Here is a 24,634-nt window from a genome sequence, read left to right on the forward strand (position 1 = left end):
GGGTCGTGCGGTGCTGCCGGTCAGCCAGCCGGCGGGGCCTCCACCGGGGACACCGTGGCGTCCGCGGCGACCGCCGGGACGGGCACCGACTGGCTGCGCCCGGTGGCCGTGTCGTTGTGCGGCAGGACCACCAGCGCCCCCTTCTCCCCACCGACGGCGACGTCGGCGGCGTAGGACGCGGGGTCCTGGGTGACGGTGATCGTCGTCCCGTCGGCGGCCGGCAGGAGCAGGGCCGGGTTGCCGTCGGGGTCGCTGAACGACAGCCCCGGGGCCAGCGGGTCGAAGCTCATCGGCGTGCTGAGCTCCGCCCCGGTGGCGCCGGTGGTGGTGCCGAGGTCGTCGACGGTGTCGTAGGCGCTGACCGCCTGGACACCGAAGGAGATCCGCCCCTGCACCAGCGGCATCGCCGACAGCGGCACCCCCATCACCTGGACGTCGCTGTCGTAGGCGTTGGTGTCCACGAGCCCGTCGACCAGGTCGAGCGCGCCGACGTAGGGGTCACCGGCGGGCAGCAGCTGGAACTCCCGGTCGGTGACGACGACGAGCGCGACGTCGCTGTCGGCGACCCGCGTGGTCGTCACCTGGTAGTCCCAGACGCCGTCACCGGTCGCGTCGAGGTACACGCCGTAGTTCACCGCCGTCTCCGGCGAGGTGTACCTCCCGTGCGCGGAGACCGCGAAGTACAGCCCCGGGTCGTCGGCGAACGCCCGGACGTCGGAGGCGACGCCGACCGCCGCCAGGTCGACGGAGCGCTCGAGCTCGGACTTGTAGCAGTCCGGGCCGACCGTGGTCGTGCAGCGGGGCATCTCCGGGCTGGTGCCCAGCTGCTCGACGACGTCCACCAGCGAGGTGTAGCTGCTGGGCTGGTACGCCTCGCCGTTGGCCACCCCCTGACCGCTCAGGGTGATCGTCGAGCCGTCCGCGGCCGCCGACGCGGTGAGCGTCGAGGAGGGCTTGGCGTTGCTGTGCACCGGGACGCGCAGCGCGCTGCCCTTCCCGTTGACCGGGGTGAGCACGACGCGGCCGCTGGCCTCGCCGAGGAACTGGCGACCGTCGTCGGTGACCACCGTGGGGTCGGCCACCTTGCGCAGCTCGTCCTGCACGGCGGTCATCGTGACGGTCACCGTGCGGGTCTGGCCCGGCGGCACGGTCACCCGCTGCGCGGACAGCGAGTACCGGACACCCGGCTGCTCGGCGGCGGCCTGGTAGGCCACCCGGTAGACCGCGGCGCTGGTGCCCTTGTTGGCCACCGTGATGGTCCGGGTCGCCTGCACCTGCTCGGCCGCGACCTCGACCACCCCGAAGGAGGCCGAGACCACACCGGAGCCGGCCTCGGCGTAGGCCAGCACGGTGTTCTGCACCGCGGCCGCGGCGTCGATCCGACCGGAGCCGGTGCGGTTGGGCCCGTAGACCTCACCGGTCCGCCCCTCGCCGGTGTACACGTCGTGCACCGCGGTGTTCATCAGGTCGGCCTTGACCTCCTCGGTCGTCCACTCGGGGTGCGCCGCCCGGATGAGCGCGGTGACCCCGGCGGTGGTCGGCGTGGCCATCGACGTGCCGCTCTCGCTCACGCCGGCCGAGCCGGTGCCCACGCCCGCGGAGAAGAGCGTGACGCCGGGAGCCGTGACGTCGGGCTTGACGCCGTCCGCCTGGCGCACCCCGCGCGAGGAGAAGGACGCGAGCAGGTCGACCTGCTCGGGGTCGTCGGCGACGGCGGCGTCCTTGAGGCTCGGCCCGAAGGTGACCGTGACGGTCTGCCCGGCACCGACCGCCGTCTCCAGCGCCTGGCCGTCGGTGGCGGTGGTCAGGATCCCCGGGATCTGCGGGACGCCGGTGATGCCGGTCTCCAGCAGGTCGTCGTCGGAGACGATCACGAAGGCGATGGCCCCGGCGGCCACCGCGTTGGTGCCCTTGGCGACCGAGCCGCAGGCGAAGCCGGCGGCCTGGATGAGCAGCACCTTGCCGGTGGCGTAGCCGGCCGGCAGCGCCGCGCAGGCGTCCTCGTTGCCCGTCGGCGCGGCGATCAGGTCACCGGTGACGTCGGGCTTGACCGCTCCGGCGTCGTCGGTGTCGCTGTAGGCGACCGACCGGAGGCCGGGCCGCACGCCGTCGAGCACGCCGGCCGGGCTGAGCACCCGCCAGCCGTCGAAGACGCCGTAGCCGTCGTTGCTCGCCGCGACGCCGATGCCCCGCGGCGCGTTGCCCGGGGAGCCGCCGATGTCGTAGCTGTCCCCGGCGTTGCCGGCCGCGACGACGGCCAGCATGCCCAGCTCCATGGCCTGGTCGATGGCGAGCGCGTCGGCGTCGTCGGCCAGCCCGTAGTCCGAGCCGAGCGACAGGTTGACCACGTCGAGGTGGTCGGAGGGGTCGCCGTCCTGGTCAGGGTCCAGCGCCCAGTCGATCGCCTGGATGGTCACGTCGGTCGAGCCCTCGCAGCCGAAGACCTTCAGGGCGTAGAGGTCGGCCTCGGGGGCCATGCCGGGGCCGATCCGCAGGGCCTTCGGGTCCAGGCCGGGGCCGTACCCGCCGCGGTAGGTCGTCCCGTCGGCGTTCACGCCGTACCCCGCGGAGGTGCCCGCCACGTGGGTGCCGTGGCCGTTGCAGTCCAGCGGGTTGTCGTCCGGCTTAGCGACCGGGTCGTAGGCCGGATCGGCCGGGTCGGCGTTGTAGGCGTCACCGACGAAGTCGTGACCGCCGACGACCTTGGCGTTCGGGAAGACGCCGGCCGGCGCCGGCTGCGCCTCGGCCGCCTGCAGCGCCGCGTAGTCGGCGACGCTGCCGCTGCCTCCGAAGTCGGTGTGCGTGTAGTCGATGCCGGTGTCGATGACGCCGATGGAGACGCCCTTCCCGGTGTTGCCCAGGGCCTCCCACGCCTGCACGGCCTGCACGACGCCGGCCGCGCCGGCGTTGCTGACCGTCTTCGGCGTGATCGGGTGCACGGCGGTGACGCCGGGCAGCGCGCTCAGCGCCTCGTAGTCGGCCGCGTCGGCGCGCACCGCGACCCCGGAGAGCACGCTGGCGGTCGAGTAGAGCACCGCGGCGTCCGGGACGGCGGTCGGCAGCTCGTCGACGACCTGCGCGGCCGCCGCCTCCGAGTCCCCGCGCGCGGTCGAGGCAGCGGAGGCCGCGGCGGCCGCTCCGGACCGCGTCAGCACGTCGGAGTAGACCTGCGAGGCCGCGGGCGCGGCCAGCTCCATGAAGAACGACGTCGGGCCGCTCTCCGGCAGCCCGGCGGGGCGCACCCCGTCGCGCCGCGCGGCGAGCTGCGCCTGGACCTCGGCGAGCTGCTGCGCGCTGAGGTCGACCTGCCCTGCCCGGCCCCGACGTGGTCGGCCACGCCGGCCGGTGCGGCCAGCGCCGTGCCGGCACCGCTGGTGGCCAGGGCCGCCGCGACGGCGACGACCCCCGTCCGGACGGCGACGCGTCGGCGTCCCGCCCGGGTCGTGCTCGATGTCCTGGGTCGCACGTTCTCCCCTGTCGACTGGTTCTCGGACCCGTCCGCCGCCACCTGCTGTGTCCGGCCGGTGACCAACGGCGAGTGCTCTCACGGTGGTCGTTGCCCCGGGCAAGGACCAATAGGCCGTTCGGAGCAGCGCCGCCGGCTGCCCGGCGCACTCGGCCGCGCTGTGCCCAGGCTGTGCCGTCGAGGGAACCGCGCACGCCGACGACGCGCGGGCGCTGCGGCGAACGGAGCAGCCGCTCGCGGCAGGTGCCGCGTTGCTCCAGGCGTCAAGCACCACGCAGGCCTCTCCCCCGACGCGACGAGGCCGCGTCGTCCGGTGGACGACGCGGCCTCGGGCGCGGTGCCGGGAGGGCCCGGCGGGAGGGTCAGGTGGGGTTGAGGTCGGCCGACTGCGCCCGCCGGGAGCCGATCCGCCCGGCGATGTCGGCGAGCAGCTCGCTGCTGACCGGGCTGTCGACGGTGATCGCCATGAGCGCCTCGCCGCCCTGCGTCGTCCGGCTGACCTGGGCGCCGGCGATGTTGACCCCGGCCTCGCCCAGGGCCGCGCCGACGGCGCCGACCACCCCGGGCCGGTCGGTGTAGACGAAGAACAGCAGGTACCCGTCGGCGGTCAGGTCGACGTCGAACCCGGCGACCTCGGTCAGCTTCGGCACCTGGTTCTTGCCGTACAGGGTCCCCGAGACGGTGACCTCGGTGCCGTCGGCCATCGCGCCGCGCACGGTGATCAGGTTGCGGTAGTCCGGGCTCTCCGGGTCGCTGGTCAGCCCCACCTCGAGGCCGCGCTGGGCGGCCAGCAGCGGCGCGTTGACGTAGGTGACCGGCTCCTCGACGACGTCGGCGAAGACGCCCCGCAGCACAGCCAGCTGGACGACCGACACGTCGAACTCGGCGATCTTGCCGAGCACCTGCACGGTCACCGACTGGGCCAGGCCGCCGGCCAGCGCGGTGAACACCCGGCCGAGCTTCTCGGCCAGCGGCAGCCCCGGCCGGACGTCCTCGGCGACGACCCCGCCGGCCTGCACGTTGACCGCGTCAGGGACGAACTCGCCCTGCAGCGCCAGCCGGACGCTGCGGGCCACCGCGGTGCCGGCCTTGTCCTGGGCCTCCGTCGTCGAGGCGCCCAGGTGCGGGGTGACGACCACGTTGGGGAGCCCGAACAGCGGGCTGTCGGTGCACGGCTCCTTGGCGTAGACGTCGATGCCGGCCGCGCCCACCTGGCCGGACTCCAGCGCCTCGGCCAGCGCCGCCTCGTCGACCAGCCCGCCGCGGGCGGCGTTGACGATGATCACGCCGCGCTTCGTGGCGGCCAGCTGCTCGGCGCCGATGAGCCCGAGGGTCTCCGGCGTCTTGGGCAGGTGGACGGTGATGAAGTCCGACTCGCGGAGCAGATCGTCCAGCGACACCAGCCGGACGCCGAGCTGGGCGGCGCGGCCGGGCTGGATGTAGGGGTCGTAGGCGAGCAGGGTGACGCCGAAGGCCGCCAGCCGCTGGGCGACCAGGACACCGATCCGCCCCAGCCCCACGACCCCGACGGTCTTCTCGGTGACCTCCACGCCGGTGAACCTCGACCGGGCCCACTTCCCCTCGCGCAGCGAGGCGTCGGCGGCCGGGATGTGCCGGGCGGCGGCCAGCAGCAGCGCGACGGCGTGCTCGGCGGCGCTGACGATGTTCGAGGTCGGGGCGTTGACCACGAGCACGCCGCGCTCGGTGGCGGCCGGGACGTCGACGTTGTCCAGCCCGATGCCGGCCCGGGCGACCACCTTGAGCGCAGGCGCCGCCGCGAGGGCCTCGGCGTCGATCTGGGTGGCCGACCGGATCAGCACGGCCGAGGCCTCGGCGAGCGCCGGGAGGAGGGCTGCGCGGTCGGCGCCGTCGACGTGGCGGATCTCGACGTCGCCGCCCAGCACCTCCAGGACGCTGGGGGCGAGCTCTTCGGCGATCAGGACGACGGGCGTGGTCCCCGGCACAGTGGCGGTCACGGGACCACAGCGTAGGGACGTCGCCCCCGCCGTCCAGCGTCGGTGCCCACCGGTCCCACTGGGTGGACGCGCCTGCGACCGGGCGGTTGTTGCCCGCTCCCCCGGGACACGACCATCCTGGGCCGGAGCGCCGGTGCCACCGGCCCGTGCGGAGGAGACCATGAGCAACGACCGGGACGACGAGCAGGGCCGCCAGGAGACGACGCCGCTCGGCCAGCCGCTGGACCCCACCGCACCCCGGGACGACTCCTCCAGCGGGACCGGCTCGACCGCCTACGGGTCCTCACCCGGCCAGCCGTACGCGCCGACCGAGCAGTACGGGCAGTACGGGCAGCCGCCGCAGTACGGGCAGCCGCCCGCCTACGGCCAGCCGCCCCAGTACGGCCAGTCCCCCGCCTACGGCCAGTCCCCCACGTACGACCAGTCGCCCACGTACGACCAGTCGCCCACGTACGGCCAGCCGCCGTCCTACGGGCAGACCGAGCAGTACGGCGGCGGCTACGGGCAGCCCGCGCCGTACGGGCAGTACCAGCCCGCGCCCTACGGGCAGTACGGCGCCGCGCAGCCGCCGGCCGGCTACGGCTACGGGCCGCCACCGGCTCCGGCCCGCCCGGGCGGGGTCATCACCGCCGCCGTCCTGGGCATGGTGCTCGGCGCGTTCGGTGTGCTGGTCAGCCTGCTCTTCGTGATCCTCGGCGCCGTGGCGGCCGGTGGCGCCAGCGGCCTGGACGACGAGATCCCCGGGTTCGGCGCGGTCACCGGGGCCGTCGCCGGCCTGCTGCTGGCCGTCGGGCTGCTGGCGGTGGCCTGGACGGCGCTGATGATCTGGGGCTCGATCTGGGCGCTGACCGGCCGCAGCCGGGTGCTGCTGATCGTCGCCGGGTCCATCGCCACGGCGGTGACCGGGGTGATGCTCATCGGCAGCCTCAGCGACTCCGACGGCGGCGGCATCGTCTTCGCGCTGCTGCTGTTCGCGGCGTCGGTGGCCACCGTGGTGCTGCCGTCGCTCCGCCCGGCCGCGCAGTTCTACGCCGCGCACCGGCAGCGCCGGGCCCTGCTCCCCCTCTGAACCAGCACGGGCCCGCGACCGTGGTCGCGGGCCCGTGCTGCGTGCTCGGTGCGGCTCAGCGTGCGGCGGTACCGGTGTAGTCGTCGCTGGCGCTGACCCAGCTCATCAGGCCGCGCAGCTGGCGGCCGGTCTCCTCGATCGGGTGCGCCTCGGCGGCGGCCCGCTTGGCCGTGAAGTCCGGCGCGCCGGCGTCCTGGTCGGCGATGAAGCCGGCGGCCCAGGTGCCGTCCTGGATCGCGGTGAGGACCTCCTTCATCGTGTCCTTGACGCGGGCGTCGATGACCTTCGGGCCGGAGGTGTAGTCGCCGTACTCGGCGGTGTCCGACACCGACCAGCGCTGCTTGGCGATGCCGCCCTCGTACATGAGGTCGACGATCAGCTTCAGCTCGTGCAGGCACTCGAAGTAGGCGATCTCGGGCTGGTAGCCGGCCTCGGTGAGCGTCTCGAACCCGGCGGTGACCAGCGCCGACATGCCGCCGCAGAGCACGGCCTGCTCGCCGAAGAGGTCGGTCTCGGTCTCCTCGGCGAAGGTCGTCTTGATGACCCCGGCCCGGGTGCCGCCGATCGCCTTGGCGTAGGAGAGGGCGAGCGCCTGCGCGCTGCCGCTGGCGTCCTGCTCGACGGCGATCAGGCAGGGCACGCCCTTGCCGTCGCTGAACTCGCGGCGCACCAGGTGGCCCGGGCCCTTGGGGGCGACCATCGCCACGTCCACGCCGGCCGGGGGCTTGATGTAGCCGAAGCGGATGTTGAAGCCGTGGCCGAAGAACAGCGCGTCGCCGTCCTGCAGGTTGGGCTCGACGGACTCGGCGTAGAGCTTCCGCTGCACGTGGTCAGGCGCCAGGATCATGATCAGGTCGGCCTCGGCGGACGCCTCGGCGGGGGTGACCACGCGCAGCCCCTCGGCCTCGGCCTTGGCACGGCTCTTCGAGCCCTCGGGCAGGCCGACGCGGACGTCGACGCCGGAGTCGCGCAGCGACAGCGCGTGGGCGTGGCCCTGGCTGCCGTAGCCCAGGACGGCGACGGTGCGCCCCTGGATGATCGAGAGGTCGGCGTCGTCGTCGTAGAAGATCTCGGCGGCCATGCGGTGGTACGTCCCTTCGGTTGTGCTTTATCGCGATAAAGCGCGGATTGTGTGAGGTTCAGGCGGAGCGCTGGTCGACCGGGCGCAAGGTACCGGCGCCGCTCATCGACCGCGGTCCGCGGCCCAGGGCGACGGTGCCGGACTGCGCCATCTCCTTGATGCCCAGCGGGGCGAGGACGGCGACCAGCGCCTGCAGCTTGTCCGGTGTGCCGGTCGCCTCGAGGGTGACGGTGTCGACGTTGACGTCGATCACCCGGGCCCGGAAGAGCTCGGCGGTCTGCAGCACCTGGTTCCGGTCGGCCAGCGGTGCGCGGACCTTGACCAGCAGCAGCTCGCGCTGGACGGCGGCCCCGCCGTCCAGCTCGACGATCTTGATGACCTCGATCAGCTTGTTCAGCTGCTTGGTGATCTGCTCCAGCGGCGCGGACTCCGCGTCGGCGACGATCGTCATCCGGGAGAGGTCGGGGTTCTCCGTCGGACCGACGGCCAGGGACTCGATGTTGAAGCCCCGCCGGCTGAACAGCGCCGAGACGCGGGCCAGCACACCGGACTTGTTCTCGACCAGGACCGAGAGCGTGTGCCTCGTCATGAGCGGGGACCTCCTTCCTGAGAGCAGTCCGGCCCCGTCTCAGGGGCCCGCCGCGAGCGGAGCGAGTGGTGGGGGGAGACGGGGTCCTTCATCAGACCTGTCCCTCCCCGAAGACCGGGCGCACGTCGCGCGCGGCCAGGATCTCGTCGTTGCTGGCGCCGGCGGCGACCATCGGCCACACCTGGGCGTCGGAGCCGACGATGAAGTCGATCACCACCGGGGCGTCGGTGATGGCCATCGCCTTCTCGATCACCGCGTCGACGTCGTCCTTGCTCTCGCAGCGCAGGCCGACGCAGCCGAGCGCCTCGGCGAGGGTGACGAAGTCGGGGATCCGCACCTGCTTGGGCGAGCCGTCGCCGGCGCCGTGGGTGCTCAGGTGGGTGTTGGAGTAGCGGCCCTCGTAGAACAGCGTCTGCCACTGCCGGACCATGCCCAGGTTGCCGTTGTTGATGACGGCGACCTTGATCGGGATGCCCTCGATGGCGCAGGTGGCCAGCTCCTGGTTGGTCATCTGGAAGCAGCCGTCGCCGTCGATGGCCCACACCGTGGTCTCCGGCCGGCCGTACTTGGCGCCCATGGCGGCCGGGACGGCGTAGCCCATGGTGCCGAGCCCACCGCTGTTGAGCCAGGTGCCCGGCTTCTCGTAGCGGATGAACTGCGCGGCCCACATCTGGTGCTGGCCCACCCCGGAGGCGTAGATCGCGTCAGGGCCGGCGATCGCGCCCAGGCGCTCGATCACGTACTGCGGGGACAGTGCGCCGTCCTCCGGCCAGTCGTAGCCCAGCGGGTAGCGGGCCCGCCAGTCCTCCAGCTGCTCCCACCAGGCGGTCAGCTGGGGGGTGCGGCCGGCCTCGTGCTCGGCGCGCAGCGCGCTGACCAGCTCGGCGATCGTCGCCTTCGCGTCGCCCACGATCGGGACGTCGGCCCGGCGGTTCTTGCCGATCTCGGCCGGGTCGATGTCGGCGTGGACGACGGCGGCGTTAGGCGCGAAGCTGGACAGCTCCCCGGTGACCCGGTCGTCGAAGCGGGCGCCGAGGGCGATCAGCAGGTCGGCCTTCTGCAGCGCGGTGACCGCGGTGACGTTGCCGTGCATCCCGGGCATGCCCAGGTTCTGCGGGTGGCTGTCCGGGAAGGCGCCGCGGGCCATCAGCGTGGTGACCACCGGGGCGCCGGTCAGCTCGGCGAGCTCGGCCAGCTCGGCGCTGGCGCCGGCCTTGAGCACGCCGCCGCCGACGTAGAGCACCGGCTGCCGCGCACCGGCGATGAGCGCCGCGGCCTCGCGGACCTGCTTGCCGTGCGGACGGGTGGTCGGCTTGTAGCCGGGCAGGTCCATCCGCGGCGGCCAGCTGAAGTTCGTGCGGGCCTGCAGCACGTCCTTGGGGACGTCGACCAGGACCGGGCCCGGGCGGCCGGTGCCGGCGAGGTGGAAGGCCTCGGCGATCTTCTGCGGGATCTCGTCGGCCGAGGTCACCAGGAAGCTGTGCTTGGTGACCGGCATCGTGATGCCGCGGATGTCGGCCTCCTGGAAGGCGTCGGTCCCGATGGCACCGGTCGAGACCTGGCCGGTGATCGCCACGATCGGCACCGAGTCCATGTAGGCGTCGGCCAGCGGGGTGACCAGGTTGGTCGCACCGGGGCCGGAGGTGGCCATGCACACCCCGACCCGGCCGGTGGCCTGGGCGTAGCCGGTCGCGGCGTGGCCCGCGCCCTGCTCGTGCCGGACCAGCACGTGCCGGATGCGGGAGTCGAACAGCGGGTCGTAGAGCGGGAGGATCGCCCCGCCCGGGATCCCGAAGGCGACCTCGACCCCGACCGCCTCCAGCGACCGGACCAGGCTCTGCGCGCCGGTGATGCCGGTGGCCGGCTCGGCGGCGGCCTCGGCCATCGTCCGGGCGGTGCTCTCGACGCCGAGGGTCGCGGCGGCGGCGGCCTCGCTGGGGGCGGTGGGCGTGGCCGGCGCGGGACCGGCACCGGGAGCCGGGGCGGCCGACGGGCCGGGGGCCGCGGCGGCGCGGCCGGCGTGGGCGGTGGTGCTCATCTCGACGATCTCCCTGGGCGCGGGGTGGGGTGCTGCGGCGGACGACTGTCGCTGGTCCGGAGAGCGCCGGCCGGACGGTGCCCGGCCAACAAAAAACCCCTCGTGCCGATGGCACGGAGGGGTGGCGCGTCGGTCGGGGGGACCGGCGCGCTAGCGGATCGCTACGAGCAGACGAGTGCGGGGCACAGGCACACTCTGCGCCCCCACCTCCGCCCCGTCAACCACGGCGTCCCAGTGGATGGGACGCATTCACTCACCTACTGGGACGGTGGCCCCCAGGGTGCCCACGGTGAGCGGCACCGCGGCGTCCAGCAGGTCCGCGTCCAAGGCATCGATGACCGCCGGCAGGTCCGCGGGCGCGGTGGGCCGGCCGAGCAGGAAGCCCTGCAGGTAGCGGCAGCCCAGCGCGCGCAGGGCGGCGAGCTGCCCGGGCGTCTCCACGCCCTCGGCGACCACGTCGATGGCCAGCCGCCGGCCCAGCTCGATGACGCTGAGCACCAGCGCGGCGCTGCGCTCGTCGTCCTCGATGCCGGCCAGGAACTCCCGGTCCATCTTGAGCACGTCGACCGGCAGCCGGGCCAGGTAGGCGAAGGTCGAGTACCCCCGGCCGAAGTCGTCCAGCGAGATGACGCAGCCCAGGTCGTGCAGCGTCTGCAGGTCACCGCCGCCGCGGTCGGGCTCGCTGATGAACAGCGACTCGGTCACCTCGAGCATCAGCCGGCGCGCGGGCACCCCGGCGCGGGCCAGCGCGGCGGAGACGTCGGGCACCAGGCTGCCCGACTGCAGGTGCCGGGCGCTGATGTTGACGCCCAGCTGCAGGTCGCGGCCCTGCTCCAGCAGCACGGCGAGCTCCGCGGTGGCCCGTTCCAGGACCCACCGCTGCAGCGGCACGATCAGCCCGTCGTCCTCGGCCAGCGGGATGAACTCGTCCGGGGCCACCTCGCCCAGGGCCGGGTGGTCCCAGCGGACCAGCGCCTCCAGCCCGAGCACGCGGCGCTCGGCCACCCCGACCACCGGTTGGTAGAGCAGCCGCAGCTCGCCGCGGGACAGCGCGTCGGGCAGGTCGCGGGCCAGCCGGGTGCGCCGGACGGTCGCGGCGTCCGCCGTCTCCCCGTGCCGGCGCACGCAGCCCTTGCCGGCCGCCTTCGCCGCGCGCAGCGCCAGGTCGGCGTTCCGGAAGGTGACCGGGACGTCGTCGGCGGGGTGCAGCTCGGTGACGCCGATGCTGCAGGAGACGTCGAAGACCAGGTCCGGGTCGGTGCCCGGGGTCGGCACCGCACGGTGGACGCCGGTCAGCTCGACGAGGATCCGCTCGGCGAGCGCGGTGGACTCCGCGAGCCCGGCGCGCACCACGACGGCGAACTCGTCGCCGCCGAGGCGGCCCACCAGGTCCCGGTCGCGCACGGTGGCCCGCAGCCGGTCGGCGACCGCGCCGAGGAGCAGGTCCCCGGCGTCGTGCCCGGCGATGTCGTTGACCGCCTTGAAGCCGTCCAGGTCCAGCAGCAGCAGGCAGGCGCTGTCCCCCTCGGTGGTCCGGGCCCGGGCGCTGTCCAGCGCGGCCATCAGCCGGGCCCGGTTGGGCAGCCCGGTGAGGTAGTCGGTGTAGGCCATCCGCTCGAGCTCGAGCTCGTTCTGCCGCCGGTCGTCGACGTCGCGCAGGTGCAGCACCAGCCCGGCGCCGCACCCGGCCCCGGCCGGCTCCTCGGGCAGGGCGGGCAGCGGCCCGGACGGCACCACCCGCACGGTCTCGTACGCCGGCCAGCGGCCGTCGCGGGAGCGGAGCCGGAAGACCCGGCCGCGCCCCTGGTCGGGGTCGGCGCCGGCGGCGAGGACCGCGTCCAGCTCCGCGCGGTCCTCGTCGTGGACGAAGTCGGCCAGCGGCCGGCCCTCGAGCTCGCGGGCGGTCCAGCCGTGCGGGTGCGAGCCGGCGCCGGAGTCCCAGGTGATCCGGCCGTCGTGGTCCAGGACGATGGTGATGTCGGCGGCGCCGTGCACCAGGGTGCGGAAGTAGGCCTCGGTGCGGAGCACGCGGCGGGTCAGCCGGGCACCGTCGGCGGCCCACATCAGCGACCGGACGAGGACCAGCACCAGCAGCAGGCAGGCGGCCACCGCCTCGACCGGCAGGATGGTCCGGCCGAGCACCCGGCCGACCAGCAGCAGCAGCACCACGCCGAAGGCCGCGCAGTAGCTGATCACCACGCCGAGCAGCGGGACGGTGGACGCGTCCTGCTCCGCGGTCCGGGACCGGCCCGGGTCGGCGGCGAGGGCCAGCGTGCCGGCCGCGAGCATGCCCAGCCACGCGATCTCGGTGAGCAGGTCGAACCCGACGGAGGGACGCACCGCGGCGAGTGCCCCGGTGCCGTTGAGGAGCGTCAGGCAGGAGAAGGACGCGAGCAGCCAGCCGGCGGCGCGGCGGCGCGACTCGCTGACGCCGGCGAAGGTCACCAGACCCACGACGCACAGCAGCACCGACGCACCCGGGTAGAGCAGGGTGACCAGGTCGGCCGGGAGGCCGCCGGTGTCGGCGAGGACCTGCTCGGACACGACCTCCAGCAGCGCGGCGAGCGCGACGAGGGCGACCGCGGCGTCCAGCACCACCCGCGAGGAGATCCGTCCCGCGGCCGACCGGACCAGCCGGGCGCATCCGAGCAGCGCGACCGGGACGGCCAGCAGCATCGGCACGTCCTGCGGGCCGGCCGAGGTCGGGTTGACCCCGGCGCCGGACACCGCGGCGACGGTCTGCCCGGCGGCCAGCAGCCCGACGACGAGCGCGACGGTGCGCCACGAGCCCGACGCCGGCCGGTCCAGGGAGCGGGCGTGCCGGAGCAGCAGCACGGCGGTGCACGACGAGGCGGCGGCGAGCACCGCCGGGCCGGCCCAGCCGGACGCCTCCGGCCACCGCACCGCGACGAGCACCAGGCCGAGCGCCAGCACGCCGAGCAGGCCGAGGACGGCCGCCCGGGGCCAGCGCAGCTCCGCCGTCCCCGGCGCCGGGACACCCGGCGCCGGCAGCACCGGCCACGACCCGAGCAGGCTGCCGGTCCTCCCCGACGCGGTCACCCGCCCACCCGCCCGACGATGCCGGGCCACAGCAGGCCGTCGTGCGACTCCAGCAGGTCCTCCAGGGCCGACAGCCCCATCGGCCGGGCGAGCAGGAAGCCCTGGGCGTAGCCGCAGCCCAGCGCCTGCAGGACGCCGAGCTGGCTGGCGGTCTCGACGCCCTCCGCGACGACGTCGACGCGCAGCGCGGCCCCCAGCGACAGGACCGCCTCGCAGATGGCGCGGGTGTAGGGGTCGCGGTCCACCCGGGACAGCAGCGCCCGGTCCAGCTTGATGATGTCGACCGGCAGCCGTCCCAGGCCGCGCAGCGAGGAGTTGCCGCTGCCGAAGTCGTCCAGGGCCAGCCGCACGCCCATCAGCCGCAGCGCCGTGACGTCGTCGGTGGCGTCCCGGCCGGCGAGCGCGGACTCGGCGATCTCGACGACGAGCCGCTCGGGTGACAGGCCGCTCGCGCGCAGCGCGGAGGCGACGTCGCCGACCAGCGTGCCGGCGGCCAGGTGCTCGGCGGAGACGTTGACGCCGAGCTTGAGCTCCAGCCCGTGGCCGGGCAGCGACGCGGCCGCGGTGGTCGCGCTGTGCAGTGCCCAGCGCTGCAGGTCGACCAGCAGGCCGGCCCGCTCCGCGAGCGGCAGGAACTCCTCCGGCGGGACGTCGCCGTGCAGCGGGTGCTGCCAGCGCAGCAGGGCCTCCACGCCGGTGACCCGGTGGTCGGCGAGGGCGACGATCGGCTGCCAGACCAGGCCCAGCTCACCCCGCTCGCGGGCGTCGACCAGGTCCAGCCGGAGCTGCTCCCGGCGGTCGCGGGCGGCGGTCAGCTCGGCCCGGTACCGGCGCAGCGAGCCGACCCCGGCGGCGCGCGCGTCGCGGACCGCGAGCTCCGCGCGGTCGCCGGCGGCGTCCACGGTGAGCCCGGCGGTGAGCGGCGCGAGCCCCACGACGGCGGTGAGGTCGACGATGCCGGCCTCGGTGGTCACCGGGGCGTCGATGACCGACAGGCAGCGGGAGGCCACCCGGTCCGGCTCGTCGCCGGTGCCGTGCGCCAGCACGCTGAACAGCTCGGCGCCGATCCGGGCCACCTGGTCCTCGGCGCGCACGGTGGCGCGCAGCCGGCGGGCGATCTCGACCAGCGCGACGTCGACGACGTCCCGGCCGGCGTGCTCCCCGGCGGCGGCCAGGCCGTGCACCTCGACGAGCAGCAGCGCGACGTCCTCGGCGGCCGGGTCGGCCAGCCCGGCGAGCAGGGCGTCGAGGGCCGTCTGCTGCGCGGCCCGGTTGGGCAGGCCGGTGAGCGGGTCGGTGTAGGCCAGCGAGCTGAGCTCCAGCTCGCGGTCGAGCCGGGCGGTGACGTCGCGGCACTGCAGGACCAGGCCCTGCACGTCGTCGTCGGCCCGCAGGTCGCTGACCCCGGCCTCGAGGACCCGCCAGTCACCGGCGGCGTCCTGCAGCCGGAAGCTGCGCAGCCCGGTGGGGGCGTCGGCGGCGAGCCAGCCGCGCACCGCCTGGGCGTCGTCGGGGTGGACCACGTCGGCGAGCGGACGCCCGGTCAGCGCCGCGGCACCGCCCGGCGGCAGCAGCGACGGGGCCGCCCAGCTGACCCGGAGGTCGCCGTCGAGGATGAGCACCGCGTCGCTGCTGGAGCGCACCAGCGACCGGAAGTAGGCCTCGCTGCGGCGTAGCCGGCTGCCCACCCGCGACTCGTCGCGGGCAGCCACGGCCCGGTGGACGGCGGTGAGCGCCAGGCAGCACAGCAGCGCGACGCCGGCGGCCGGGGTGGGCCGGCTCCCGGTCAGCGGGACGCCGAGGTAGACCAGCACCGCCACCACCAGGACCAGGTGCGGCAGCAGCTGGCCGGCCAGGCTGAGCCGGACGGCGGCGCGGCTGGGCGGGGCGACGGCGTCGGCACCCGGGTCGCGCAGCGCGGCCAGGCAGAGCAGCACCAGACCCGCCAGCTGGGCACCGACGACCCAGCCCGGCAGCACGGACCGCGGCAGGTCCTCCCCCACGACGGCCAGCCCGCGGGCGCCGGCCCACGCGGTGGCGGCCAGCAGCAGCAGGGCACCGGTGACCCGGCGGGCGCCGGAGGAGACGGCGACGAGCACCAGGACGGCGGACAGCACGCCGGCGGTCAGCAGGCAGATCAGCTCGAGGACGAGGCGGCCCGGCCCGGTCAGCGGCTGGCCGGCGAGCGCCGGACCCACGACGAGGACCTGGGCGAGCACGACCGAGGCGCTGAAGAACAGCGCCGTCTCGGTCAGCAGCCGGGCACCGCCGGCGCGGAGCTGGCTGCGGGTGATCAGGGTGAGCAGGGCGACCAGCGCGAGCAGGACCGAGGGCAGCGAGGCGAGCTGGCCGACGGTGTCCGACGGGCTGCGCGCCGACCGCCCGTCGACCAGGGCGACGACCCCGGCCCCGGCGAGCCCGACGACCACGGCGACCGCGAGCAGCCGCCAGCCGCGGAGCACCCCGCGGCGCGGGGCGCCCGGGTCCAGCCGGGTGCCGCGGGTCCACATCAGCGCGGCCGTGACCAGCGCGGTGGTCAGCAGCAGGACGGCCGCGACCGTGGGCGCGACACCGCCCGCGGCCCCGGTGAGCACCGGGACGGCGAGCAGCCACTCCGCGGAAGCCCGCCGGCGCATCTGCTGCACCCCGAGGAGGTCGGCGCGCCGGGCACGATGGGACAGCCCGCCGGGCGGTCGCCTCACCCGTCCGGGCCATGCCCGGACGGGGAGCGGCGATCAGCTGGTGATGGCCCCCTGCGCCGCGGAGCCCACGAGCTTGGCGTACTTGCCGAGCACGCCGCGGGTGTAGCGCGGGGCCGGCGGCGCCCAGCCCTCGCGGCGGCGGGCCAGCTCGTCGTCGTCGACCAGCAGGTCGAGGGTGCGGGCGGCGAGGTCGAGCCGGATCCGGTCGCCGTCCTCGATGAAGGCGATCGGGCCGCCGTCGGTGGCCTCGGGCGCGATGTGCCCGACGCACAGCCCGGTGGTGCCGCCGGAGAACCGCCCGTCGGTGAGCAGCAGGACGTCCTTGCCCAGGCCGGCGCCCTTGATCGCGCCGGTGACGGCGAGCATCTCGCGCATGCCCGGGCCGCCCTTGGGGCCCTCGTAGCGGATGACCACGACGTCGTTCGGCTGCAGCGTGCCCTCGGTGACGGCGTCCATCGCGCCCTGCTCGCCGTCGAACACCCGGGCGGTGCCCTCGAAGACGTCGGCGTCGAAGCCGGCGGACTTCACCACCGCACCCTCCGGCGCCAGCGAGCCGCGCAGGATGGTCAGCCCGCCGGTCTTGTGGATCGGGTCGTTCATCGCGTGCACGATCGTGCCGTCGAGGTCCGGCGGGGAGATCTCGGCCAGGTTCTCGGCCATCGTCTTCCCGGTCACGGTCAGGACGTCGCCGTGCAGCAGCCCGGCGTCCAGCAGCGCGCGCAGCACGACCGGCACGCCGCCGACCCGGTCGACGTCGGTCATCACGAACCGGCCGAACGGCTTGACGTCGGCCAGGTGCGGCGTCCGGTCGCCGATCCGGTTGAAGTCGTCGAGGTCGAGGTCGACGTCCGCCTCGTGCGCGATCGCCATCAGGTGCAGGACGGCGTTGGTCGAGCCGCCCAGCGCCATGACCACGGTGATGGCGTTCTCGAACGCCTCCTTGGTCATGATCTGCCGGGCGGTGATCCCCTTGCGCAGCAGCTCGACCACGGCCTCGCCGGAGGCGATCGCGATGGCGTCGCGGCGGGCGTCGGGCGCGGGCGGCGCCGCGCTGCCGGGCAGTGCCATGCCGAGCGCCTCGGCGACGCTGGCCATGGTGTTGGCGGTGTACATGCCGCCGCAGGAGCCCATGCCCGGGCAGGCGGCCTTCTCGATGGCGGTCAGCTCGTCGCGGGTGATCTTCCCGGCGGCGCAGGCCCCGACGCCCTCGAAGACGTCGATGAGGGTCAGGTCCTTGTCCCCGAGCCGGCCGGGCAGGGTGGAGCCGGAGTAGACGAACACGCTGGCCAGGTCGAGCCGGGCGGCGGCCATCAGCATGCCGGGCAGCGACTTGTCGCAGCCGGCCAGCAGGACCGAGCCGTCCAGCCGCTCGGCGAACATGACCGTCTCGACCGAGTCGGCGATGACCTCGCGGGAGACCAGCGAGGCGCGCATGCCCTCGTGGCCCATGGAGATGCCGTCGGAGACCGAGATGGTGCCGAACTCGAGCGGGTAGCCGCCGGCGGCGAAGACGCCCTCCTTGGCCCGCTTGGCCAGCCGGTCCAGCGAGAGGTTGCAGGGGGTGATCTCGTTCCAGGACGACGCCACCCCGATCTGCGGCTTGGCGAAGTCGTCGTCGCCCATGCCCACCGCGCGGAGCATCGCCCGGGCGGGCGCCTTGGCGTCGCCGTCGGTGACCTCGCGGCTGCGCGGCTTGACGTCGACGGTGCGGTCGCTGCTGGTGGGTCGGTCCTCCACGGTCGTCACGTCCGGGGATGGTAGGCCGCCGGGGCGCAGGTGCGGCCGGCCCGGGGGCCGCCGTCCCAGCATCTGGGAGGATCTGCGGTCGTGGCTGTCGCTCGCTTGCGCACGGGCCGGACCGTGCTGCTGCCCATCGTCTTCCTGGCGATCTGCCTGCTGCCGCTGGCGAACGCGACCCCGTGGCTGCTCCTGCTGCTGGTCGTGCCCGCCGCGCTGGCCGCGTGGGTGTACCGGGCGGGCGTCGACGTCGGGGACGCCGGGATCACCGTGCGCTCCCTGGCCGGCGCGCGCACCGTGCCCTGGGCTGAGCTCGCCGGCATCCGGGTCGGCAAGCGCAGCGACCTGTGGCTGGTGACCACCGCCGGCACCCAGGTGCGGCTGCCCGTCCTCCGCGCCCGCGACCTGCCCCGCCTCGCCCAGCTCTCCGGCGGCCGCATCCCCGCCCCCTGAACGAGGACCCGCGCTTTCGCGCGATCAAGTACGGCGCTTTCGCGCGATCAAGTACGGAGCTTTCGCGCGATCAAGTACGGCGCTTTCGCGCGAGAATGCGCGGGGTCCTCAGTAGTCGGCGACGACGTTCTCCAGCGGCTGGCCAGCGAGCACCCGCTGGAGCTGCTCGACCACCGCGGCCGTGGCCCGGGCGTTGGTGTCCGGCACGGCGCCTGCGACGTGCGGGGTGAGCAGCAGGCCCGGGGCCGACCACAGCGGGTGCCCCTCGGGCAGCGGCTCGGGCTCGGTGACGTCCAGCGCCGCCCGCAGCCGGCCGGCGGTGAGCTCGGCGAGCAGGGCGTCGGTGTCCACGACCACCCCGCGGGCGGCGTTCACCAGCAGCGCGTCGTCCTTCATCGCGGCGAGGAACCCGGCGTCGACCATGCCGGTCGTCTCCGGGGTGACCGGGACGATGAGCACCACCACGTCGGCGTCCGGCAGCAGGTCGGGCAGGTCGCCGAAGGCGTGCACCCCCTCGCGCGCCGTCCGGGCGACCCAGGTGACGTCGACGTCGAAGCCGGCCATCATCCGGCCGATCGTGCGGCCGATGTCCCCGGCACCGACGATCAGCACCTTCGCGCCCACCAGTGAGTGGTCGGTGCGCATCTCCCAGCGGCCGGCCTCCTGCAGCCGGGTGAAGTGCGGGAGCCCGCGCTGGGCGGCGAGCGTCGCCGCGACCGCCCACTCCGCGGTGGCCGGCGTGTGCGCTCCCCGGGCGTTGCACAGCACGACCCGCTCGGGGAGCCGGCCGACGAACTTCTCCGCCCCGGCGCTCATCAGCTGGACCAGCCGGAGCCGGGGCAGCGCGTCCCAGACCTCGGCGGTGAGCTCGCCGCCGCCGCGGGGCACCATCACCCGGGCCTCGGCGGCCTCGCCGGTGGGCACCCCGTCGGCCGGGTCGAACCGGTGCGCGCGGATGCGCGGGGAGACGGCCTCCACCGCCTCGGCGAGCGCACGCGAGGGGACGAGGACGTGCAGCGTCTCGTCGGCGCCGAGGTCGAGGACGGGCGCGGCAGGAGCGGTGTCGGGCACGGGTCCCGACCTTAGGTGCCGGCCGGCGGACCCTGCAGCGCGGACGGCGGTCGGCGTCCCCCGGCCGCCGTACTGTTGCGGTCGTGGCACGGCGGACGACGGGAACGGGCGCGCGGCGGTGGGCCGTGGTCACGCTGGGCTGCCTGCTGCTGGCCGGCTGCGGGAGCGGCTACGAGCCGTCCGGGCCGTTCCGCGACGTGCCGCAGGGCCAGCCGCCGCAGGTCGCCCCGCCCACCACGCCCGGCCCCGTCCCCGCCCCGGGCGCGCCCTCGACACCCGGCACCGAGGACGAGCAGGAGGGCGACCCGAACGTGGTGGCGACCGGGCTGACCGTGCCGACCGGGCTCGTGGTGCTGCCCGACGGCAGCGCGGTCGTCGGCGAGCGGGACTCCGGCCGGCTGCTGCAGGTCTTCCCCGACCGCTCCCCCGCGCGCGAGCTGATGACGCTCCCGGTCGACGCCGGCGGAGACGGCGGCCTGCTCGGGCTGGCGCTGTCCCCCACCTTCGCCGAGGACGGGCTGGTCTACGCCTACCTCTCCACGGCCACCGACAACCGGGTGGTCCGCTTCCCGCTGGGCGGCACGCCGAACCCGGTCCTGACCGGCATCCCCCGCGGTGAGGTGGACAACGGCGGCGGGCTGCTGTTCGGCCCCGACGCCACGCTCTACGTCGGCACCGGCGACACCGGCGACCCGGCGCTGGCCGAGGACCCGGTGTCGCTGGCCGGCAAGGTGCTCGCCGTCGACGTGTTCGGCCAGCCGGTGGGCGCCGGGCCGGTGGTCAGCCGCGGGCACCAGGACGTCACCGCCCTGTGCCAGGGCCCGCTGCAGCTCTACGCCACCGACGAGGCCCGCTCCGGCGACGACGTCCTGGACGCGGTCACGCCCGGCGGCGACGTCGGTCCCGACGGCGCCGACCCGGTGCTCTCGGTGCCCGCCGACGAGGGCGGGCTCGGTGGCTGCGCGGTCTCCGGCCCCTACGTGTTCCTCGGGGCGATGGACGGCCGGCAGGTCCGGGTGACCCAGCTCGACGGCAGCGGCGACATGGTCGGCGACCCGCAGCCGTTCCTGGCCGACCAGTACGGCCGGCTGCGCACGGTGGTGCTCGACCCCTCGGGCGCGCTGTGGATCACCACCTCCAACCGGGACGGCATCGGCGTGCCGGAGGAGGACGACGACCGCGTGCTCCGCGTCCTCCCGCCGTCCTCGGGCTCCGAGTCACCCCTGTGACGGAGTCCGCCGGGTGAACCGGTGGACGACGTGGTCCGGCGGGTCCTCGGGGTTGTCCGGGCTCAGCTCGCCGGCGGCGTACCAGGTCGCACCGGCCCGGCGCAGCGCCCGCCACGACGCCACGTTGCCCAGCGCCACCGGCACCAGCACGTCCTGCGCGGCCGGGTGGTCGGCGAAGCCCCGGGCCACCGCGGCGGCGATCATCGCGGTGCCCAGCCCGCGGCCCCGGGCGGACGGCTCACCGACCAGGTAGTCGATGCTCAGCGCCCCGGCCGGGACGGCGCAGACCGGGGTGAGCTCCTCGACGTACTCCGGGTAGGCCTCGATCGGGTAGACCTGCACCAGGCCGAACGGTGCGCCGGCGTGCTCGGCGACGTACAGCGCGGTGACGTCCTCGCCGTCCAGGCTGGGGCCGAAGTCCCGCTCCACCGCCTCGGGCGAGCTCTCGTGGTGCCACCACCGCGCGACCAGCGGCTCGGCCAGCCAGCGGCCGAGCAGCGGCAGGTCCGCCCGGCGGAGCGGGCGGAGCTCGACGTCCGGGAGCTCCACCCGCCCGACCCTAGGAGCTGAGCACCCGCTCCTCGAGCATCCGCTTCACGGTGCCGGCGTCGGCCTTGCCCCGGGTGGTCTTCATGACCGCGCCGACGAGCGCGCCCAGCGCCTGGACCTTGCCCGACTGCACCTTCGCGACGACGTCCGGCGCACCGGCGATCGCCGCCTCGACCGCGGCGACCAGCTCGTCGCTCTCCCCCAGCACCGCCAGACCCTGGGCGGCGACGACCTGCGCCGGACCGCCCTGACCGGCCAGCACGCCGTCCAGCACCTGCCGGGCCAGCTTGTCGTTGATCGTGCCCTCGGCGATGAGCCCGGTCAGCTCGGCGACCTGCGCCGGGGTGATCGGCAGCTCGGCGAGCTCGGTGCCGGCCTCGTTCGCCCGGCGGGCGAGGTCGCCCAGCCACCACTTGCGCGCCTCGCCCGGGGTGGCCCCGGCGGCGACGGTCTGCTCGACCAGGCCCAGCGCGCCGGCGTTGGCCAGCCAGGTCATCTCGGTGCCGGAGATGCCCCACTCCTGCTGCAGCCGGGCCCGGCGGGCGGCCGGCAGCTCGGGCAGCGCGGCGCGCAGCTGCTCGATCCAGTCGGCGTCCGGGGCCAGCGGCACGAGGTCGGGCTCGGGGAAGTACCGGTAGTCGGTGGCCTCCTCCTTGCTCCGCCCGGACGACGTGGTGCCGGTGTCCTCGTGGAAGTGCCGGGTCTCCTGCACGACCCGGCCGCCCTCGTCGAGGACGGCGGCCTGCCGGCGCATCTCGAACCGGACGGCACGCTCCACCGACCGCAACGAGTTGACGTTCTTGGTCTCGGTGCGGGTGCCCAGCTCGAGGGCGCCGACCGGGTTGAGCGAGATGTTCACGTCGCAGCGCAGGCTGCCCTGCTCCATCCGGACGTCGGACGCACCGAGCGCCTGCACGATCTCGCGCAGCTCGGTGACGTAGGCCCGGGCGACCTCGGGGGCCTTGGCACCGGCGCCGGGCACGGGGCGGGTGACGATCTCGACCAGCGGGATGCCCGCCCGGTTGAAGTCGATCAGCGAGTGGTCGGCGCCGTGGATGCGCCCGGTGGAGCCACCGACGTGCAGGTTCTTGCCGGTGTCCTCCTCGAGGTGCACGCGCTCGATCTCGACCCGGTAGGTCTCGCCGTCGACCTCGACGTCGAGGTGGCCGGCGATGCACAGCGGCTCGTCGTACTGGCTGGTCTGGAAGCCCTTGGGGATGTCCGGGTAGAAGTAGTTCTTCCGGGCGAACCGCGACCAGCTCGCGATCCGGCAGCCCAGCGCCAGGCCGATCTGGATGGTCGACTCGACGGCGGCGGCGTTGGCCACCGGCAGCGAGCCGGGCATGCCCAGGCAGACAGGGCAGGTGTGCGTGTTCGGCTCGGCGCCGAACGTGGTCGCGCAGCCGCAGAACATCTTCGAGGCGGTGCCCAGCTCGACGTGGGTCTCCAGCCCGATGACCGGCTCGTAGCGGGTCAGGAGCTCGTCGTAGTCGACCAGGCGGTCACCGGCGGTCAGTGTCATGTGCGGTCCTCAGGGGTCGGCCGGCCGACGGGCGGGATGGAGCGGAAGGCGAGCAGGGCGGCTCCGCCGGTCAGCACGCCGAGGACGATGAAGACGGCGAACACCGCCTCCCCGGTGACCGCCCAGCCGACCACGCCGACCACGATGACGAAGACGGTGAGGGCCCAGGCGGCCTTCAGCGGACCGGTCACGCGGCGCCCGCCGGGGTGGGCAGCTCGTCGAGGAGCCGGTGGCCGCGGGCGGCGTCCTGCGCCGCCTCGAGCGCGGCGGCCACCCGGTAGCAGCGGTCGTCGGCGAGCGCCGGCGCCATGACCTGCAGGCCGACCGGGAGCCCCTCGGACAGCCCGCTGGGCACCGAGATGGCGGGCAGGCCGGCCAGGCTCGCCGGCAGCGTGCACAGGTCGGCGGCGTACATCGCGATCGGGTCGTCGACCCGGGCGCCGATCGGGAACGCGACGGTCGGCATGGTGGGGCTGACCAGCACGTCGACGTCGGCGAAGGCCGCGGTGAACTCGCGGGTGATCAACGTGCGGACCTTCTGCGCCTGCCCGTAGTAGGCCTCGTAGTAGCCGCTGGACAGCGCGTAGGTGCCGAGGATGATCCGGCGCTTCACCTCGGGGCCGAAGCCCTGCTCGCGGGTGAGGGCCATGACGTCGTCGAGGTCGCGGCTGCCGTCGTCCCCGGCGCGCAGGCCGAAGCGGACCCCCTCGTAGCGGGCCAGGTTGGACGAGGCCTCGCTGGGCGCGATCAGGTAGTAGGCCGGCAGCGCCAGGTCGAAGGAGGGGCAGGAGACCTCGACGACCTCGGCGCCCAGCCCGGCGAGCACCTCGACGGCCTCCCGGGTGCGGGCCAGCACGCCGGGCTCGTAGCCGTCGGTGTGGCCGTCGCCGCCCAGCTCCCGGACGACGCCCACCCGGACGCCGCGCAGGTCACCGGCCGCGCCGGCGCGGGCGGCGTCGACGAGCCCGGTCAGCGGCGCGGCGATGCTGGTGGAGTCCCGCGGGTCGTGGCCGCCGATGACCTCGTGCATCAGCGCGGCGTCGAGCACGGTCCGGGCCATCGGGCCGGCCTGGTCGAGGCTGGAGGAGAAGGCGATCAGGCCGTAGCGGGACACCGAGCCGTAGGTGGGCTTGTGCCCGACCAGGCCGGTGACCGCGGCCGGCTGCCGGATCGAGCCGCCGGTGTCGGTGCCGATCGCCCAGGGCGCGAGGTGGCCGGCGACCGCGGCGGAGGACCCACCGGACGAGCCGCCGGGGATCCGGTCGAGGTCCCAGGGGTTGCGGGTCACGCCGTAGGCGGAGTTCTCGGTGGAGGAGCCCATCGCGAACTCGTCCATGTTGGTCTTGCCCAGCAGCACGGTGCCGGCGTCTGCGAGCCGGGTGGCGATCGTGGCGCTGTACGGCGGCCGCCAGCCCTCGAGGATCTTCGAGCCGCTGGTGGTCGGCACGCCCTCGGTGACGACCAGGTCCTTGAGTGCGACGGGGACCCCGGCCAGCGGGCCCAGCTCGTCGCCGCGGGCGCGGGCCTCGTCGACGGCGGTCGCGGCGGTGACTGCGCCGGTCTCCTCGACGTGCAGGTAGGCGCCCAGCCGGCCGTCCTCGGCGGCGATCCGGTCCAGGTGCGCGCGGGTCACCTCGACCGCGCTCACCTCCCCGGCGGTCAGCAGCCGGCCGAGCTCGGCGGCATCGACGGTGGTGAGGTCGGTCACTCCTCTTCCCCCAGGATGCGCGGGACGCGGAAGCGGCCGTCCTCGGCGGCGGGCGCGCCGGCCAGCACCGCGTCGCGCGGCAGGCTCGGCGTCACCTCGTCGGCGCGCAGCACGTTGGTGAGCGGGACGGCGTGCGACATCGGCGGGACGTCGGCCACCGCGGCCTCCCCGACCCGCGCCACCGCGGCCAGCACCTGGTCGAGCTGGCCGGCGAACCGGTCGAGCTCCTCGTCGGTGACCGCCAGGCGCGACAGCCGCGCGAGGTGCGCCACGTCGTCCCGCGAGATGGTGCTCATGCTGCGCCGTCCATGCTGGGTCAGGACCCTCTTCCGTGTCGATCCAGGAACCTCGTCACTCTACGCGGGAGCCGCTCCCGGCCCGATC

17 protein-coding genes are annotated in these 24,634 nt (G+C 75.0%); 3 read left to right on the plus strand and 14 right to left on the minus strand.

What is annotated here, in order from left to right; all coding sequences use genetic code 11:
• Positions 1-20: 20 nt before the first annotated feature.
• Positions 21-3,242, minus strand: coding sequence for a S8 family serine peptidase (locus MODMU_RS21135; RefSeq protein WP_014742422.1), 3,222 nt, complete (start codon positions 3,240-3,242; stop codon positions 21-23).
• Positions 3,243-3,828: 586 nt separating this feature from the next.
• Entirely contained in the window at positions 3,829-5,442 is a 1,614-nt protein-coding gene (gene serA, locus MODMU_RS21140; RefSeq protein ID WP_014742423.1) for a phosphoglycerate dehydrogenase, read from the minus strand.
• A gap of 160 nt (positions 5,443-5,602) precedes the next feature.
• Here serA and MODMU_RS28950 point away from each other — a divergent pair, with 160 nt between their 5' ends.
• Positions 5,603-6,511: a hypothetical protein gene (locus tag MODMU_RS28950; RefSeq protein WP_014742424.1), complete on the plus strand. Its 909-nt coding sequence runs from the start codon at positions 5,603-5,605 to the stop codon at positions 6,509-6,511.
• 55 nt (positions 6,512-6,566) lie between these two features.
• On the opposite strand, the gene ilvC is transcribed toward MODMU_RS28950, so the two are convergent.
• From ilvC to ilvD, 6 genes are all read right to left on the minus strand, one after another.
• A complete protein-coding gene (gene ilvC, locus MODMU_RS21150) occupies positions 6,567-7,592 on the minus strand; it encodes a ketol-acid reductoisomerase (RefSeq protein ID WP_014742425.1) in 1,026 nt (341 codons plus the stop codon).
• A gap of 58 nt (positions 7,593-7,650) precedes the next feature.
• Positions 7,651-8,181 carry an acetolactate synthase small subunit gene (ilvN, locus tag MODMU_RS21155; RefSeq protein ID WP_014742426.1) on the minus strand — a complete coding sequence of 177 codons (531 nt, stop codon included), beginning with the start codon at positions 8,179-8,181 and terminating at the stop codon, positions 7,651-7,653.
• 91 nt (positions 8,182-8,272) lie between these two features.
• Positions 8,273-10,219: an acetolactate synthase large subunit gene (locus MODMU_RS21160; RefSeq protein WP_014742427.1), complete on the minus strand. Its 1,947-nt coding sequence runs from the start codon at positions 10,217-10,219 to the stop codon at positions 8,273-8,275.
• Positions 10,220-10,468: 249 nt separating this feature from the next.
• A complete protein-coding gene (locus tag MODMU_RS27325; RefSeq protein WP_014742428.1) occupies positions 10,469-13,279 on the minus strand; it encodes a putative bifunctional diguanylate cyclase/phosphodiesterase in 2,811 nt (936 codons plus the stop codon).
• On the minus strand, positions 13,276-15,981 hold the full coding sequence (locus MODMU_RS21170; RefSeq protein ID WP_166503571.1) for a putative bifunctional diguanylate cyclase/phosphodiesterase: 2,706 nt from the start codon (positions 15,979-15,981) through the stop codon (positions 13,276-13,278). Before MODMU_RS21170 ends, MODMU_RS27325 begins: the two co-directional genes overlap by 4 nt.
• Before the next feature lie 33 nt (positions 15,982-16,014).
• A complete protein-coding gene (gene ilvD, locus MODMU_RS21175; RefSeq protein ID WP_014742430.1) occupies positions 16,015-17,727 on the minus strand; it encodes a dihydroxy-acid dehydratase in 1,713 nt (570 codons plus the stop codon).
• A gap of 81 nt (positions 17,728-17,808) precedes the next feature.
• Here ilvD and MODMU_RS21180 point away from each other — a divergent pair, with 81 nt between their 5' ends.
• A complete protein-coding gene (locus tag MODMU_RS21180; RefSeq protein WP_014742431.1) occupies positions 17,809-18,171 on the plus strand; it encodes a PH domain-containing protein in 363 nt (120 codons plus the stop codon).
• Positions 18,172-18,279: 108 nt separating this feature from the next.
• Here the strand turns inward: MODMU_RS21180 and MODMU_RS21185 are convergent, their stop codons facing one another.
• Positions 18,280-19,242 (minus strand): 2-hydroxyacid dehydrogenase, encoded by a 963-nt coding sequence (locus MODMU_RS21185; protein WP_014742432.1) that lies wholly within the window; start codon positions 19,240-19,242, stop codon positions 18,280-18,282.
• An 83-nt stretch (positions 19,243-19,325) separates the two neighbouring features.
• On the opposite strand from MODMU_RS21185, the gene MODMU_RS21190 reads away from it, so the two are divergent.
• Positions 19,326-20,471, plus strand: a complete 1,146-nt coding sequence (locus MODMU_RS21190; RefSeq protein ID WP_166503572.1) for a PQQ-dependent sugar dehydrogenase — start codon at positions 19,326-19,328, stop codon at positions 20,469-20,471.
• On the opposite strand, the gene MODMU_RS21195 is transcribed toward MODMU_RS21190, so the two are convergent.
• From MODMU_RS21195 to gatC, 5 genes are read right to left on the minus strand one after another with little or no spacing between them, the layout of a single operon-like run.
• Positions 20,460-21,020, minus strand: a complete 561-nt coding sequence (locus MODMU_RS21195; protein WP_014742434.1) for a GNAT family N-acetyltransferase — start codon at positions 21,018-21,020, stop codon at positions 20,460-20,462. The two genes, MODMU_RS21190 and MODMU_RS21195, sit on opposite strands and share 12 nt — an antisense overlap.
• Before the next feature lie 10 nt (positions 21,021-21,030).
• Positions 21,031-22,542 carry an Asp-tRNA(Asn)/Glu-tRNA(Gln) amidotransferase subunit GatB gene (gene gatB / locus MODMU_RS21200; protein WP_014742435.1) on the minus strand — a complete coding sequence of 504 codons (1,512 nt, stop codon included), beginning with the start codon at positions 22,540-22,542 and terminating at the stop codon, positions 21,031-21,033.
• Positions 22,539-22,733 (minus strand): hypothetical protein, encoded by a 195-nt coding sequence (locus MODMU_RS21205; protein WP_014742436.1) that lies wholly within the window; start codon positions 22,731-22,733, stop codon positions 22,539-22,541. The genes gatB and MODMU_RS21205 overlap by 4 nt, the downstream gene beginning before the upstream one ends.
• Positions 22,730-24,250, minus strand: a complete 1,521-nt coding sequence (gene gatA, locus MODMU_RS21210) for an Asp-tRNA(Asn)/Glu-tRNA(Gln) amidotransferase subunit GatA (RefSeq protein WP_014742437.1) — start codon at positions 24,248-24,250, stop codon at positions 22,730-22,732. Before gatA ends, MODMU_RS21205 begins: the two co-directional genes overlap by 4 nt.
• A complete protein-coding gene (gene gatC / locus MODMU_RS21215; RefSeq protein ID WP_014742438.1) occupies positions 24,247-24,546 on the minus strand; it encodes an Asp-tRNA(Asn)/Glu-tRNA(Gln) amidotransferase subunit GatC in 300 nt (99 codons plus the stop codon). The genes gatA and gatC overlap by 4 nt, the downstream gene beginning before the upstream one ends.
• Positions 24,547-24,634: the final 88 nt, after the last annotated feature.

It is taken from the genome of Modestobacter italicus (assembly GCF_000306785.1).
In the GTDB taxonomy this organism is placed as follows: Bacteria; Actinomycetota; Actinomycetes; order Mycobacteriales; family Geodermatophilaceae; genus Modestobacter; species Modestobacter italicus.

What these genes read in the sequence shown, in the direction of transcription:
- MODMU_RS28950 (WP_014742424.1), top strand. Translation starts at nt 5,603, where the DNA reads ATGAGCAACGACCGGGACGACGAGCAGGGCCGCCAGGAGACGACGCCG.
- ilvC (WP_014742425.1), bottom strand. Translation starts at nt 7,592, where the DNA reads ATGGCCGCCGAGATCTTCTACGACGACGACGCCGACCTCTCGATCATC.
- ilvN (WP_014742426.1), bottom strand. Translation starts at nt 8,181, where the DNA reads ATGACGAGGCACACGCTCTCGGTCCTGGTCGAGAACAAGTCCGGTGTG.
- MODMU_RS21160 (WP_014742427.1), bottom strand. Translation starts at nt 10,219, where the DNA reads ATGAGCACCACCGCCCACGCCGGCCGCGCCGCCGCGGCCCCCGGCCCG.
- gatB (WP_014742435.1), bottom strand. Translation starts at nt 22,542, where the DNA reads ATGACACTGACCGCCGGTGACCGCCTGGTCGACTACGACGAGCTCCTG.
- gatC (WP_014742438.1), bottom strand. Translation starts at nt 24,546, where the DNA reads ATGAGCACCATCTCGCGGGACGACGTGGCGCACCTCGCGCGGCTGTCG.